The following is a 14,763-nucleotide window of genomic DNA, read 5'->3' as shown; positions in this document are numbered from 1 at the left end:
TTATTTAACGTAATTTGTAGTTTTCTTGAAGGCTTTGATTGCATCGTCAAGTTTTGCTTCATCTGGCAAATCTTTAGTATCTGTGATGACTTGTAAAAGTTCAGCATAGTTGACATCGAAGAAATCAAACATTTTTTCTTCAAAATCGAGAATATCTTCTACGGGAACATCATCAAGATGGCCATGTGTCAATGCATAAAGAATAAGAACTTGTTTTTCAACAGCCAATGGTTTGTGTAACGGCTGTTTCAAGACTTCAACTGTACGACGACCACGGTTCAATTTAGCTTGTGTTGCTTCATCAAGGTCAGAACCGAATTGTGTAAATGCTTCAAGTTCACGGAATGATGCCAAGTCCAAACGGAGTGTTCCGGCAACTTTTTTCATTGCCTTGATTTGAGCGGCACCACCAACACGTGATACAGAAGATCCGGCATCGATGGCTGGACGAATACCTGAATAGAAAAGGTCGTTTTCGAGGAAGATTTGTCCATCTGTGATTGAGATAACGTTTGTAGCGATGTAGGCAGAGATATCTCCGGCTTGTGTCTCAATGAAAGGCAAGGCTGTCATTGAACCACCACCTAAGTCATCGCTCAATTGTGCCGCACGTTCCAAAAGACGTGAGTGGAGGTAGAATACATCCCCTGGGTAAGCTTCACGACCTGGTGGACGACGGAGCAAGAGTGAAAGTTCACGGTAAGCCACGGCTTGTTTAGATAAATCATCATAAACAACCAGAACGTGTTTACCATTGTACATGAATTCCTCACCCATAGCTGCACCCGCATAAGGTGCAATATAAAGTAATGGTGAAGGTTGTGATGCTGAAGCTGTTACAACGATTGTATAATCCATTGCTCCAAGTTTACGGAGTGCTTCAACTTGTGTACGAACTGTCGATTCTTTTTGACCAATGGCAACGTAAATACAGATAATGTCTTTACCTTTTTGGTTAAGAATTGCATCGATAGCTACAGATGTTTTACCTGTTTGACGGTCACCGATGATCAACTCACGTTGACCACGACCGATTGGTACAAGTGCATCAATAGCTTTAAGTCCAGTTTGGAGTGGTTCTGAAACAGATTTACGTTGCATAACACCTGAAGCTGGAGCCTCAACAGGACGTGTTTTACCTGTATTGATATCGCCTAAGCCATCAACGGGTTGTCCAAGTGCATTTACAACACGGCCGATGAGTTCTTCACCGACTTGAATTTCCATGATTTTACCTGTACGTTTTACTGTATCTCCTTCGCGGATGCTAAGGAAATCACCAAGTACGATAATACCAACGTCTGTACTGTCTAAGTTTTGCGCCATACCATATACGCCGTTGTCAAACTCGACAAGCTCTCCGCTCATCGCATTTTCAAGGCCGTAAGCACGGGCGATACCGTCACCAACATAAGTGACGATACCAGTTTCAGCAACTTCAAAATCTGGTGTAAAATTTTCAATTTGTTGTTTAATCAGTGAGCTGATTTCATTCGCTTTGATTGCCAAATGTATTTTGCTCCTTTCTGAGTTTTCATGTTAAATGGCTGAGAATTTTTTCTCAAAGGAGATTCTTAGAGAATCTCTTTGGCAATTTTTGCCAATTGTGATTTGACAGAAGCATCAATGATTTTTCCACGTGAATTTACAATAAATCCACCGACAATCTTTTCATCTACTGTGTTCACGATTGTTACTTCGTTCAAATCAAATTTCGATTTAGCGAGAGCAACAAATTTTTCGATTTGTGTTTCGGTTAATTTCACGCTTGAAATGACCTCTACATCAGCAATTCTAAACATATCATCTGCTGTATTTTTAATTTCAGCAAGAATTTCTGCTAAATCAGCTAATCGTCCGTTTGCACGAACAGTATCAAGGAAATTTTTCATCAGTGGTGATGAATTTTCTTTGATACTGTCAATAACTTCTGATTTTGCTGCTGTAGAATATACTTCCGTTCCGAAGAAAGAAGCAAGATCATCTTCTTTAAAAAGTTGTGTCAGTTCGTTAACCTCAGAAAGAATAACTTCTAATTGAGATTGTTCCTCTGCAACTTCAAGCAAGGCTTTACTGTATTTTTGAGAATTGACTGTTGTCATTTTCAACCAACCCCCTATTCGCCAAGCTTAGCAATATAGCTGTCAATAAGTTCTGATTGTGCTTGTGAATCCAAAGATTGACCGATGAGTTTTTCAGCAATTTGTACTGAAATATCAGCAACATCCCCTTTAACTGAACTGAGCGCTTCTTTGCGTTCTTGTTCAATATCTTCTTGGGCACGTTTTTTCACATTCGCAGCTTCTTCATTGGCTGTTGCCAAGATATTTGCACGATTTTGTTTAGCTGTATCATTGGCAGTTTGGATAATGTTGGCAGCTTCTTCTTTAGAACCTGCAAGTTCATTTTCACGTTGCGCTAATAATGTTTCTGCTTCTTTTTTTGACAGTTCTGCAGTTGTAATATCGTTGTTGATTTTATTTGCACGTTCTTCAAAGATACCTGTAATAGCACCCCACGCAAATTTACGAACCAAGATCAGCAAGATGATGAATGCACCGCTGACAACGATAATATTACCAAGAACTGTATTCGGAGCAGTTTCTAATAATGTAGTAAGCATTTCTACTCCTTTCCTAGTGTTCTGCTAAAATTTTGTGGCTAATGTAAAGATTTGTCAAAAGAACAAATACATAAGCCTGAAGAGATGAAATAAAGATTGAGAATGCTATCCAAGCCATTGCTAAAATCCATGTCACAGGAAGAATAAACCAACCAGAATCGATCATTCCAGCAATAATCCCTAGAAGAACTTCTCCGGCAAAGATATTACCGTAAAGACGAAGTCCCATAGAAAGGGCATTTGTAAACTCTTCCATGATAGTCATCGGAAGCATTGCTTTAGGTTCTTTCCAAAAGGCATTTTTAATATAGCCTTTAAAGCCAAACTGTTTCACACCAAGGGTATTGGCGAGTACAATGACTAAGACTGCTAAAGTCAAGTCAACTGTTGAGTTTGCTGTTGGAGAGCGCCATAAGCTGATGTCACCCGGTGCAGTGATTTTAGTAACTAGCCCAATAATATTCGAAATCAAAAGGAAAGAAAAGAGTGTAAAACTCATGAGGGCATACTTTGGTGACTCTTTAGCACCTAGATTTTCACGTCCGATGCCATTAATAAAGTCAACTACCCACTCAAGGACGTTTTGCTTACCTGTAGGCTTCAGTTGCATATTGCGACTTGCCCAATAAATCAGACCAAAGACAATTAAAACGGTCAAAGCTGTCATATATAGAATGACTCCGTCAAAAGTTACTGGCCCAACATTAAAAGTCCATGTTGATTCCATAGCTAGTCTTCCTTTCTAAATAATTGTTGAGTATAAAAGTTAAATCAACGATTTTTAGAACAAGAAAGCCATAGCTAAGGCGATGAAGAATGTACCTTCGGCAAAGGCAACACCAAGGAACATACTTCCGCGGAGTTTGCCTTCCATTTCTGGTTGGCGTGCAACAGCATTAATAAATGCTGAAACAATAAGTCCATCACCGATAGCGGCACCAAGTGCACTAATACCAATAGCTACTGCTTTAAGAGCTTCAATTGAGATTGTTGTCATTTAATGACCTCTTTCTATGTGCGATTTTTCGCAAATTTTTATTACTATGAAATTATAGTCCTATTCAATCCGTTTGTCAAAACTTAACCTAAGATTATCAAACATTTTTCTATAAATCGTTCGGCCTTTTTTGAGCAAACGTTTTCTTTAGGATTTATTTAAGTTTCAAGGTTTTATATTTTAATTTTAAGCTGTTTAACTTAGACGTTCTTCTTCCTTATAATCAATAGGAAGCCATTTTAAAACGGTCTCGATTTGTTTAGTCCAATAGTACCATTCATGTGTACCCGGCGATTTTTCATAACAAAGGTCAAAGCCTTTTTCCTCAAGAAGTTGAGCCGCTCTATTATTTCCAGAAATAAGATAATCTTGTTCCCCACACCAACTGTAAAGCTTGGGCTTTTCACCTTCATGATGTTCTGCAAGATAGAGAATACTATTTTCACTATCATTAAAGTGATCAAGGTCGCCAAAAATTCCGGTCCAATAAGCTTCATTCTCAGCGCTTTGTTCTTTTAGGTCAGTCATATCTAACGCTCCTGATAAGCTTGCTGCATAACTGAAGTTTTTCGTAGCCAAAGCCAGCTTGAATGCGCCATAACCTCCCATCGACAAACCTGCGATAAAATTCTTTTCTCTCTTGCTGCTCAAGTTAGGAAAGAAATTATGTACCACTTGTGGCAATTCCTTTGCAATTGCATCAAAATATCTCATACCATAATTAGTATTAGTATAGAAGCCCAAATCAGTTGAAGGCATGACAATGGCAAGTTGAGAATGACGAATCAAACGATCAATCCCCGTTCTTATAAGCCATGAATCTTCATTTCCAGACATCCCATGCAATAGATAAAGCACTGGAATATCTTTTCCATCTTTTACACCTGTTTTACTAGCTTCTGGATAAATCACATTAAACTTACGATTCATCCCCAGTACTTCGGAGTAATATTCAATATTTATAATAGCCATTTTTCCTCCCATCCCGTTTACTTTTATGATTCAAGTAAACGTTTCCTACTATTATAACATAAGAATTATTACATATCGCCTTATTCTCATTGCTATTCAATCAAAAAGCAACGCTGTTTTGTCATATAGTATGTAACATTTTTTGTACCCGAACTTACTTTACTGTTTGAATTTGCCAAGTGCCTTTTTTATAAAGGAGACGGATTGCTCCTTGCTGGTCTGTCCGATAAATTTTTATTCCTCGTGCAGTTAATTGGTGAAGCGTTTCTTGACTCGGATGTTTATATCGATTATTCTTTCCAGCAGAAATAAGAGCAACCTTAGGCTTAATCGCTTCTAAAAAACCTTCCTTTGTAGAAGTCTTACTGCCATGATGTCCAACTTTTAGGATATCAACCTCTAAATGTGGATATTCTTTCTGGAGTTTAACCTCTCCCTCTTCTTCTAAGTCACCTGTAAAAAGAAATTTCTTCCCATAAAATTCACCAAACGTCACTAAAGAATTATCATTATCGCTTTTTCCTTCACCTCCTGTCGTTAGAAACCGGAGATAACTGTTAAATATGGGGAGCTTGTCTCCCTCTTGCACAATGTGAATCTGACTTTTTAAGCTGCTTAGTTTTTTAACAAAATTTTTCTTCTCTAATGCACTAGCTGAGACATAAATATTTTTTATTGGTACTTTCTGAGCTACACTCTCCAAGTCTCCAATATGATCCTCATCTGGATGTGTCACAATCAGAACATCTACTTTGCTCACTCCACTCGCTCTCAGATAAGGTAGAAGTGTACTTTCAGCATTGCTCTTATAAATTCCCTCCTTCCACTGCTCATCAGCTCTTATTTTTAATCTACCGCCAGTATCAATTAAGATATTTTGACTGTTCCACCTGTCTTGCAAGAGAATACTGTCTCCTTGGCCCACATCTACCATTGTAATGCTTGGGTGTTTAGGATTCTTAACAAGGAAAAAAAGAAAGAAAAGAACAATTATTACAACTAAGTTCCAGTTTCTTTTTCTGTAAAAATCGAGTGCAAGTCCACTTAGCATAAAAAGCAAAAGTAAAAAAATAAGATTTGGTTTGCCAAATACAATCGGTTTATCAAATAAACTGCCAACCAGTCTTACTATTGATTCTAAAATAATAAAAAAAGGATTAAGTAATGTAAGATCAATGCCGAATAAAGAAAGGAGAAAGACAAAAAGTAAACCTGGCAAAAGTAAAAAATCAAAAATCAGACTAAATAATAAAGTCAATATAATCGATAATGGTTGGAAAGAATGGAAGTGAAAAATCAAAAGCGGAAGTACCCCAACAGCTAGAACAGTAGAATCAAGTAATGCTCTTTTTAATCCTTTTAGTTCATTGAATTTTTGTGAAAAAAATGTGATTAAGAAAGAATAGAGCATCGTCAGTTGTCCTCCTGTTGTCAGTAGGAAATATGGACTGAATATCATTAAAAGAAGAAAAGTGATAGAAAATCTATCGCTTGAATTTTTAATAGGTATATTTTTTTGAAGAAGCGCACGTAAGATTGAGAGAGATAAGCCAGTAAGAAAAGCATAAAATATCGAAAAGGGAATTTGGATAAAATAGACCAACTTTCTTGATAAACCTAGCCTTAATAAAATATTTCGAAGAAGTTCAATAAAAAAATTCACCTGCATCCCTGACAGGGCAAATAAATGGATAATACCGAGGCTAGTATAAAGCTCCCCCATTTCTTCAAAGTCTTTATCCAACCAACCAAAAAGAAGCCCTGTCATATAGGACGACATGGGAGAAGGAAAATGTTCTTGTGTCCAAAGAATGGCTTTTCGGCGTTCCAGCCGTAAATCAAAGTCATGTTTTTCTTCAAATCCTTCAATTTTTTCTATTTTAAGAAGTCGGGAAATACCTTGCGTCCTTAAATACTTTCTGTAATCAAAACCTGAAAAGTTTCTTTGCTCTTCTGGTATCTCTAATGTGCCTTCAATGTAAAAAATCCCCTTTATCCTAAGATTTTTAAAGTATTCTTTTTCTTTTTCCGAAGTCAATGTGTAAAAAGCTTGGAAATCTCTTCCGTTCACTTCTCCCCTGAAACTGAGTCTGTTTCCATTCACTTGAAGAGTATCCATATAAGGGGTAATCTTCGAAATTTTTTCTGGTTGTTGTATTTCCTGTACTTCTGTCTCTTTTTTTACCATGAGTAAGAAGAAACTAAAGCACAGTAAAAGGGCTAACAAACTATAGTATTGACGATAAAAAGCGATGAAGAGACTAAACAAACTAAGAATAAGTAAAGGCCATGAAAAACTGAAAATAAGAAAATAAACAAAAACTAAGAGATATACTAAATAGATAAGCGTAAATTTTTGTTTCATCTAACTGCCAGAGCCTTTCTTAATCTACAGTGATTGCTTCTTTTAACTTTTCTAATGTTTTAGGACCAAAGCCACTTACCTTGGTCAATTCTTCCACTGACTCAAAAGAACCATTTTCAGAACGGTAATCCAGAATATCTTGCGCTTTTTTTGCTCCTACACCACTAAGCTGCTGCAATTCAGTTAAATCAGCTGTATTAATATTAATTTTTTCAGCTGTTTTACTGGTATTATCTTTGGTTTCTAACAAGTGATTTGTATCTGTTTCTCCTCTCACTGGAACATAGACCTCTGCTTCATCTTGTAATTTTTTTGCCAGATTTATTCCCTTCCTTTCTGCTTCTTCTGTAAAGCCCCCAGCACTTGCTACTGCATCAGATACACGCTTTTTGGAGGATAACTTGTAGATGCCTGGCTTTTTGACAGCGCCTTTGACATCAACGACGATTTCATTCTCATCTGCTTCTTTTTCTTCTTTTTTCTTTCCTGTAGCTTCTTTTTCCTTGCTCAGCTCCGCCCACTCGGAATGCTTTTCTTCTTGCTTTGGGATATCTAAAACTTTTTTATTCCAATAAAAAGCCCCTAAAATAGTCAATGCCAAAACAATTCCAACAGCGATTTTCCAATTTTCTTTTACATATTCTGATATTTTTTTCATAGTTCTAAATACGAAAAAACATGCAGTTTTTCACTGCATGTTTTTATAAAAACTTTTTTAAATTCCAAAACTCACGATAATCAAACCTACAACTACTAAAACAGCAAGAAAACCAGCATTTACTAAGGCAAAGTATTTTACAAATCCTGCCGTTTCACCACGTGCTTGAACGCGAATGATTTTATAGGCAATCAACGTTGCCATTGAAGCTACCATCGTCCCTATACCTCCAATATCTGCTCCGATAACGACAGAAACGGCATGAGGAGTAAAAGGTGATATAAGAATTGGTGCTGCGATATTAGAGATAATCTGGCTCATAAAGACTGTGCCTAAGAAGGACATCTGTGGGCCAACAAAGGTATTGCTAATAAAGTCCGTAAGTACTTGAATATTTGCGATATTTCCTACAATCAAGAAGAAGAAAACAAAGGTAAGAAGTAAATGGTAATCAACACCCTTAAAAAGTTCGGGGCGATAGAAAAGAACAATTACAGCAACAATAGCTACAGCAAGATAAAAGTTAACATAACCAAATACAGCTGCGGCCATTAAAATCATTAAAGCAATAAAGATTGAGGTTTCTAATCGATTAAACTTGTTTACTTTTGTTTCAATGACCAAGGGTTCGTTGTCAATAAATTGGCAAGCCAAGTTCAAGAGCAGAAAGCCTGCGAGCCATAGTAATCCTGTTCCTTTAAAAAATTCTAAATTTGTCAATGACTGCCCCAAATGATGTGCTGGGTTTTGATAAAAAGAATATAAATAAAGATTGTGAGGATTACCTTGCGGTAAAAGACTTGAGCCTGTATGACAAGCAGGTACAATCATCGCGGCTCCAATGTAAACAGACTTACGATTTTTTATTTCTCGAGTAATCGTCAAGTAAAGCGGTAAAATCGTCAATATGGTGAGATCATTAGTAAAAAATACGGCAAAAAAGAAGGCCAGCATTGTGGTGAATCGTACAAGCTGACGCGTTGTTTTACTTCTTTTAACCAATGTTTGGCCCATATAGGACAAAATACCAGTAGATCGAAAACCAGCAATAACTAACATTAAACCAAAAACAGTTACAATGACTTTGTTATCAAAAAATTCAGTCTGTATTCCGCCCATACTCACTGAAATAACGGCGATAATAAACGATACAAGAAAGACCTTATCAACAATAAAAAACTGGGTCAACTTTTTGAAAGCATTGTCTGGCTTTCTTGTGATTTGCTGTTCCATGTTTTCTCCTTAAAAAACTGATTAATTGCACTCCTACAATTATACAACTTTTTTCCATGAAATTACGAAAAAGATTATAAAAAAACGGATTTTTTTTTAGAAGAAAAAATACAGCAAGGATTATCGGTTCTAAAAAAGTTACTTTAAATAAATAAAAAGTACTGTTTACAGTACTTTTGTCGTCCAAGATTCACAATTCCAAGTCTCAGTTGCAACATCTTGGTAGAATTCTGGTTCATGTGAAATTAAAAGAATTGTTCCCTTATATTCTTGTAAGGCACGTTTGAGTTCATCCTTGGCATCCACATCCAAATGATTGGTTGGCTCATCAAGGACAAGAACGTTACTTTCAGCATTCATTAATTTACACAAGCGAACTTTAGCTTTTTCACCACCACTTAAAACCGCAACTTTACTTTCAATATGTTTTTTTGTTAAGCCACAACGTGCCAATGCAGCCCGAACTTCCGCTTGGTTCATTGCCGGGAAAGTATCCCAAATCTCTTCCAAACATGTTTTCCCATTGTCACTTTTCACTTCTTGTTCAAAATAACCAATTTCTAATTTTTCACCACGTTGAACTTCTCCGTCAATGGCTTGTATTTCTCCCAAAATGCTGCGCAAGAGAGTTGTTTTACCAATCCCGTTTGCCCCTGTAAAAACTATCTTCTGGCCGCGCTCAGCCCGTAAGTTGAGTGGGCGTGACAAAGGCTCCGTATATCCAATAACTAAATCTTTAGTCTCAAAAATAAGTTTACTTGAAGTTGCACCTTTTTTGAAATCAAATTGCGGTTTTGGTCGCTCTGCACTTAATTCAATCATGTCCATTTTATCTAGTTTTTTCTGACGGGACATTGCCATATTTCGTGTCGCAACACGTGCTTTATTTCGTGCAACAAAATCTTTAAGATCTGCAATTTCTGATTGCTGGCGTTTATATGCGGCCAATTCTTGTTTTTTCTTCATTTCATAGACAGACTGGAAGGCTTCGTAATTGCCAACATAACGATCTAAGGAACCATTTTCCATATGGTAAATGATGTTAATAACAGAACTTAAGAAAGGAATGTCATGCGAGATTAAGATAAAGGCATTTTCATAATCTAAGAGATACTGCTTAAGCCATGCAATATGCTCTTCATCCAAATAGTTTGTTGGCTCATCCAACATCAGGATTTCGGGTTTTGTCAGCAAGAGTTTTGCCAAAAGAACCTTGGTACGTTGGCCACCAGACAGATCTTCAACATCTCGCTCAAAGCCGATTTCATGAAGACCAAGTCCGCGCCCGATTTCTTCCACTTTAGAGTTAATTTGATAAAAATCACTTTGCTCTAGAATATCTTGTAGTTCGCCGACTTCTTCCAAAAGTTGATCCATTTCTTCGGGAGTCACATCTCCCATTTTCAAATACAGATCATTAATTTCCGCTTCAATATCAAAAAGATACTGAAAGGCACTTGAAAGAACATCACGGATTGTTTGCCCTTTTTGTAAGACTGCATGTTGATCTAAGTAACCCACGCGAACTTTTTTTGACCATTCTACTTTACCTTCATCGGGTTGTAAAGCTCCTGTGATGATATTCATAAAGGTGGATTTACCTTCACCATTCGCACCGACCAGCCCGACATGTTCGCCTTTAAGAAGACGGAAAGACACATTTTCAAAAATCACGCGCTCACCAAAGCCATGCGATAAATTTTTTACATTGATAATACTCATATTACAGCTCTTTCTTTTTTACATACTGTTTAATAGTTTAACACAAAAAGTTAAAAGTAGGAAGTTGAGTATACCCTTAAGTAAAGATTATTCCTCATTTATTATTTTGTTCAGATAAGTAAAAACTGATCCAGAGGATCAGCTTACTATTTCTGTAAAAAAAGAGGTACTGTTAACATAACAATATCAAAGATAAGATGCACTGTCCAAGAAGTCCAGATTGATTTTGTTTTCAGATAAGCATAGTTAAATATCAAACGGCCAGCTCCCTGCACGAGTAAGATTTGAACAATTGTTCTTAGTACATCTCCGCCAAAATAAGTTTGAAAATGAACCATACCGAAAATAAAAGCTGTCAGCAAGGTACTAATCCATGTCGGCCAAGCAAATTTTTTACGAAAAGTTTCCAGAAGAGTTATCGAAAAAAGTTCTTCTCCCATCAGCATAAAAGGTACAAAAGGTAGGAGCGCTAGATTTCCAATGGCCTCGTTGCCATGATTTCCGGCTAAGCCAAAGATTATCTGCACCAAAGCTCCACCAATAAATGACCAAATAACATTTGCAAAAAAGCAAAGAATAATTATTTTAAGATACTTACCTTCTGGCTTTCTAAACCATTCCAGTGCGGAGTTTTTAAAGATAAGTGCAGCAGCTAAAAGGCTAAATACTAGCAATGTCAACTCTTGAAAAAGACCGATATGTAAATTTACAGATCCCATAAGATAAAATCCGATATAAAGAAGACCGAAGCCAATTAGTGCTTTTATTATCTCCTTGCTTTTTACTTCCATAGTTCTACTCCTAATTTTCATAAATATTGATGGACTTATTTTATAAGATTAATTATCGATTGTCAATATATTTTTATTGATATAAGATGTTTTTGTATTGAAATTATATAACAATTCTAAAAAAACTCCTTATATAAGGAGTTTTTAGTTTGATATTGAGATTGTTTCAGACAAGGTGTCTGAGAGCTGATTCAATCGGGAAAAAGCTTTACTTTTTCTTTAACCGATACGAGTGATGATTTTCTTATGAAAATCTCTATCTGCTGATTCAATCGGGAAAAAGCTTTGCTTTTTCTTTAACCGATTGAACCCTCCAATCTAATTTTTCTACTATTATAATAGTAGAAAGTTATAAAAGTTGATTATGTAAAGCTTCGTAAATATCAAACTTTTTCCACAAATTGTGGAAAATATACTAAAGTTTTATACTTATGCCCCTTTTTTGCCCCCTAAATTAAAATCCCCACAGAGTGTAGGGATAAATTGAAATAACTAAATTGTGTACTTAGAGTATAACAGAAAAATCCCTATTGTCATAGAGATCTACCTATTAAGAACAGAAACTTATTATAGCATAATCTTTATTTTTCACGGTTCGGAAAAATGATCTAATCAAAACAGTTATTAAAATAATGACCAATATAATCCGGCTTACAGATTTATATTCTGTAAAATACTGAAGAAATAGTGCTAATACGATAAGCAAAGTCGCAAGTAATTTATAAACAAATTCAAATCTTTTCATATGGTTCTTGCTGGACTCGAACCAGCGACCGAACGGTTATGAGCCGTTAGCTCTGACCAACTGAGCTAAAGAACCTTGACGACCGCATACTGGTACGCATGCTAAGCATAGGTGAAACGCGGTCTATATCATTCGCCCGCAAACTCGCAAGCCCCAGAGAGTCATTAGCTCTCACTTACATTATAGCATATTTTGCGACCATCAAAAATGAGGGTCACAAACTCACAAACCGCATAATACCAAATATTGCTGAGGTCAGGGATAATGAAGATATTGCATAAAATTAAACAACTGGATTTAATTCGGAAAATAAAGATGTGCGAATCTATGGACGATTAAATTGCTATGTATCAACGTATATTGTGGTTTTACGGACGATTTGGTTTAATTCGGAAAATGAAAAAAGCCACTCCGAAGAGCAGCTTAACTCTAGAAATAGGATGAAATCCCACAATTATCCCGAATATATTATAGCACAAAAAAAGCGCCCCAGTTAGGAGAGGGACGCTTAGGATAAACTTATGAAAAGTTTTTTGGAATAGTTATATTATAGCACTTCATTCTTAAATCAAAAAAAGTAAAATATGCCAATAACGCTTAGAGCATTTCTTTTGACAACGCTATCTTTTTTTGGTATTCTTAAACTATCAATTAAGAAGGAAACCCGAAATGGTTGGGAGAATATTTTTATTTAGTGGGTTCAATTCCCACCTCCTTCATTATTAAAATCATTCTACTAGTCCGCTGCTAGTAGGATTTTTTTTGCAAAAGAAAAACGCCCCGGAGGGCGAAGAACTATTAAATAAGAGTATATCATTTTTTATTATTCTTATTTATTTTATATGATTTTTTCTTCTTCTTTGGGAATAAATCGACTACTGTACCGGCACTTGAAAATCCTATCAGGTTAGCAGCTTGATTTTTATTAGATGATTTGTTAATCAAAGTTTTAATTGGTCCATATATTTTTCCGAAATTATAATCGGGATTAATTGATAACATCATCTTTTTTATTATACATAAGATTATTGCTAGTCTGCTTGTAACTTCATTTTTTTATTAATAAATAATTAATAACTATTTCATATATATCAACTATCTTTGAGCTTGTTTTATAAAAAGGGGCACAGAGATTTTCTTGAATCCTTATATAAAAAAAGAAAAATTATCGACTAATTCAATTTTTTTCATTGATTTAGATGTTATTTTTATATATAACATCGAATATATCAATATTTGTGTAAAGGAGTGATTTATGGTTGACCGTTCTTATAGCCCTTATGAATCTATTCGTAATTACCATGATAGAGGAATGATGAAGTGGGGTGCATTCGCTACTGGAGAGTTGACTGAGGCTCTAAAGAAATTTACTGAAGAACAACTCATTGAAGATTCAATAGATAAAAGATATCGTGAATCTTATGATGAAGAGTGGTAAAAGAAAAGAGCTATATTGGCTCTTTTTTATAAATCATTATTTATTTATAGCAAATCTGTTGATTTTTCAACTCTTTTTGTTATAATTAATATAAAGATAACTTGAGAAGGATTACCACTGGGTTCCCGAATGGGAGTAGGCATTTCGCTTAGAATTCCTATGTGCCTGGGGTTATCAACGGAGAAGGCGAGAAATTATTTTCTCGTCTTTTTCTATTTCTTCAATTATAAAATCTACAAGTTGTTGCGAGTATCTATATACCCCTGCAAAGCAGAAGGCAAATTTTTCATCTCGTTTTATATCATAAAATTGTATAAAAGTCTTCAATGCGTGCTGACTAAACTCGTTTACTCCTTTACTTGTTTTATATTCAAATGGAATTTGTTTAGATTTAAGCTGCTTATTTACAGCTTTAATTACATTATTATATGTTAACTTGTACTTATCATTAGGATCTTGCAGTTGTCTAACAATCTTTATTTTTGCTTCTGCTTTATTATCTACTCCAACTAATAAATCTGCTTCTTTTTTATTTTTGGTAATAAAGAAATCATGACGGAGAGGGATAAATAAATCATTCGATGGATTACTCTTCATTAAGAAATCGCTGTCATCTTGAGCAGTAATTAATTTTTCTGCCATTTCACTTGTATATTTTGCACGAACTTCTTCAGTAGAAAGCCTATTAACGTTTACTGATAATGTTAAAAAATTCTGTGCGATATGCTTAGTAATATCTATTCCATGAAATCTGTTTATTTGAATCGCAAAGCTTCCTACATTTGCTTGAAAAAAGGGAGCATAGATGGTTTCATATTCTTCTGTAATAAAATGAGTACTCGTATTTCTTAATTCAATAATTTTTTCAAGATTTAAGCGTAACGGTTGCTTTTTATCGGTATAAATTCTCTCTACTACATCATTAAAAGATAGGGTTCTAGAGCTTCCCTTGTAATATATTGACTGACCTCTATTAAGTAATTCAGCTTTTAGCATAAGCTCCCAAGCATTAATTATAAAGTAAGAAAATCCTTCAATTCTGTATTTTATAGTAGGTTTATTGTATACTTCCAACCCCATGATAAAAGCTTCAATACTTTTTTCCACTAATTTTTCTGATAATTCTTCTTTCGCCATATATCCCTCAATTTAATTTACATTAATTAAATTATAGCATACATATAATGTGAGTTTGTAAAAAAAAAGCACCTAGCCAATT

At 35.3% G+C, this 14,763-nt stretch carries 15 protein-coding genes and 1 tRNA gene; 1 reads left to right on the top strand and 15 read right to left on the bottom strand.

The annotated features are described in order from the left end of the window. The 14 genes from atpA to J0J35_RS00130 all read right to left on the bottom strand — a co-directional run bounded on the left by atpA (position 1) and on the right by J0J35_RS00130 (position 13,111). A complete protein-coding gene (gene atpA / locus J0J35_RS00195) occupies positions 1–1,509 on the bottom strand; it encodes a F0F1 ATP synthase subunit alpha (RefSeq protein ID WP_206917002.1) in 1,509 nt (502 codons plus the stop codon). A gap of 65 nt (positions 1,510–1,574) precedes the next feature. Beyond that, on the bottom strand, positions 1,575–2,102 hold the full coding sequence (locus J0J35_RS00190; protein WP_019292093.1) for a F0F1 ATP synthase subunit delta: 528 nt from the start codon (positions 2,100–2,102) through the stop codon (positions 1,575–1,577). A gap of 14 nt (positions 2,103–2,116) precedes the next feature. Continuing rightward, positions 2,117–2,623 (bottom strand): F0F1 ATP synthase subunit B, encoded by a 507-nt coding sequence (gene atpF / locus J0J35_RS00185; protein ID WP_004259173.1) that lies wholly within the window; start codon positions 2,621–2,623, stop codon positions 2,117–2,119. Positions 2,624–2,636: 13 nt separating this feature from the next. Next, entirely contained in the window at positions 2,637–3,350 is a 714-nt protein-coding gene (atpB, locus tag J0J35_RS00180) for a F0F1 ATP synthase subunit A (protein ID WP_004259176.1), read from the bottom strand. A gap of 54 nt (positions 3,351–3,404) precedes the next feature. Then, a complete protein-coding gene (locus tag J0J35_RS00175; RefSeq protein WP_003135074.1) occupies positions 3,405–3,620 on the bottom strand; it encodes a F0F1 ATP synthase subunit C in 216 nt (71 codons plus the stop codon). A 195-nt stretch (positions 3,621–3,815) separates the two neighbouring features. Beyond that, complete coding sequence (locus J0J35_RS00170) at positions 3,816–4,592, bottom strand: alpha/beta hydrolase family protein (protein ID WP_165706438.1); 777 nt, start codon at positions 4,590–4,592, stop codon at positions 3,816–3,818. A 154-nt stretch (positions 4,593–4,746) separates the two neighbouring features. After that, positions 4,747–6,957, bottom strand: coding sequence for a DNA internalization-related competence protein ComEC/Rec2 (locus tag J0J35_RS00165; protein ID WP_206917001.1), 2,211 nt, complete (start codon positions 6,955–6,957; stop codon positions 4,747–4,749). Positions 6,958–6,976: 19 nt separating this feature from the next. Beyond that, positions 6,977–7,615 carry a helix-hairpin-helix domain-containing protein gene (locus J0J35_RS00160; RefSeq protein WP_206917000.1) on the bottom strand — a complete coding sequence of 213 codons (639 nt, stop codon included), beginning with the start codon at positions 7,613–7,615 and terminating at the stop codon, positions 6,977–6,979. Between the two features lie 57 nt (positions 7,616–7,672). After that, complete coding sequence (locus J0J35_RS00155; RefSeq protein WP_019292097.1) at positions 7,673–8,848, bottom strand: SLC13 family permease; 1,176 nt, start codon at positions 8,846–8,848, stop codon at positions 7,673–7,675. A gap of 165 nt (positions 8,849–9,013) precedes the next feature. Next, a complete protein-coding gene (locus tag J0J35_RS00150; protein ID WP_019292098.1) occupies positions 9,014–10,570 on the bottom strand; it encodes an ABC-F family ATP-binding cassette domain-containing protein in 1,557 nt (518 codons plus the stop codon). 146 nt (positions 10,571–10,716) lie between these two features. Next, positions 10,717–11,361 carry a CPBP family intramembrane glutamic endopeptidase gene (locus tag J0J35_RS00145; RefSeq protein ID WP_206916998.1) on the bottom strand — a complete coding sequence of 215 codons (645 nt, stop codon included), beginning with the start codon at positions 11,359–11,361 and terminating at the stop codon, positions 10,717–10,719. 746 nt (positions 11,362–12,107) lie between these two features. Further along, positions 12,108–12,181 (bottom strand) — tRNA-Ile (locus tag J0J35_RS00140). Positions 12,182–12,474: 293 nt separating this feature from the next. After that, a complete protein-coding gene (locus tag J0J35_RS00135; RefSeq protein WP_207781255.1) occupies positions 12,475–12,585 on the bottom strand; it encodes a hypothetical protein in 111 nt (36 codons plus the stop codon). A 334-nt stretch (positions 12,586–12,919) separates the two neighbouring features. Further along, the gene (locus J0J35_RS00130; protein WP_014024875.1) at positions 12,920–13,111 is read right to left on the bottom strand and encodes a hypothetical protein; all 192 of its coding nucleotides are present in this window, start codon (positions 13,109–13,111) and stop codon (positions 12,920–12,922) included. Positions 13,112–13,361: 250 nt separating this feature from the next. On the opposite strand from J0J35_RS00130, the gene J0J35_RS00125 reads away from it, so the two are divergent. After that, entirely contained in the window at positions 13,362–13,544 is a 183-nt protein-coding gene (locus tag J0J35_RS00125) for a hypothetical protein (RefSeq protein WP_206916996.1), read from the top strand. 174 nt (positions 13,545–13,718) lie between these two features. Here the strand turns inward: J0J35_RS00125 and J0J35_RS00120 are convergent, their stop codons facing one another. Further along, positions 13,719–14,681 carry a DUF3644 domain-containing protein gene (locus J0J35_RS00120; protein WP_206916994.1) on the bottom strand — a complete coding sequence of 321 codons (963 nt, stop codon included), beginning with the start codon at positions 14,679–14,681 and terminating at the stop codon, positions 13,719–13,721. Positions 14,682–14,763: the final 82 nt, after the last annotated feature.

It is taken from the genome of Lactococcus sp. LG606 (genome assembly GCF_017309645.1).
Classification (GTDB): Bacteria; Bacillota; Bacilli; order Lactobacillales; family Streptococcaceae; genus Lactococcus; species Lactococcus petauri.
The sequence above is the reverse complement of the archived record's forward strand: the minus strand, read 5'-3'. Positions and strand labels throughout refer to the sequence as shown.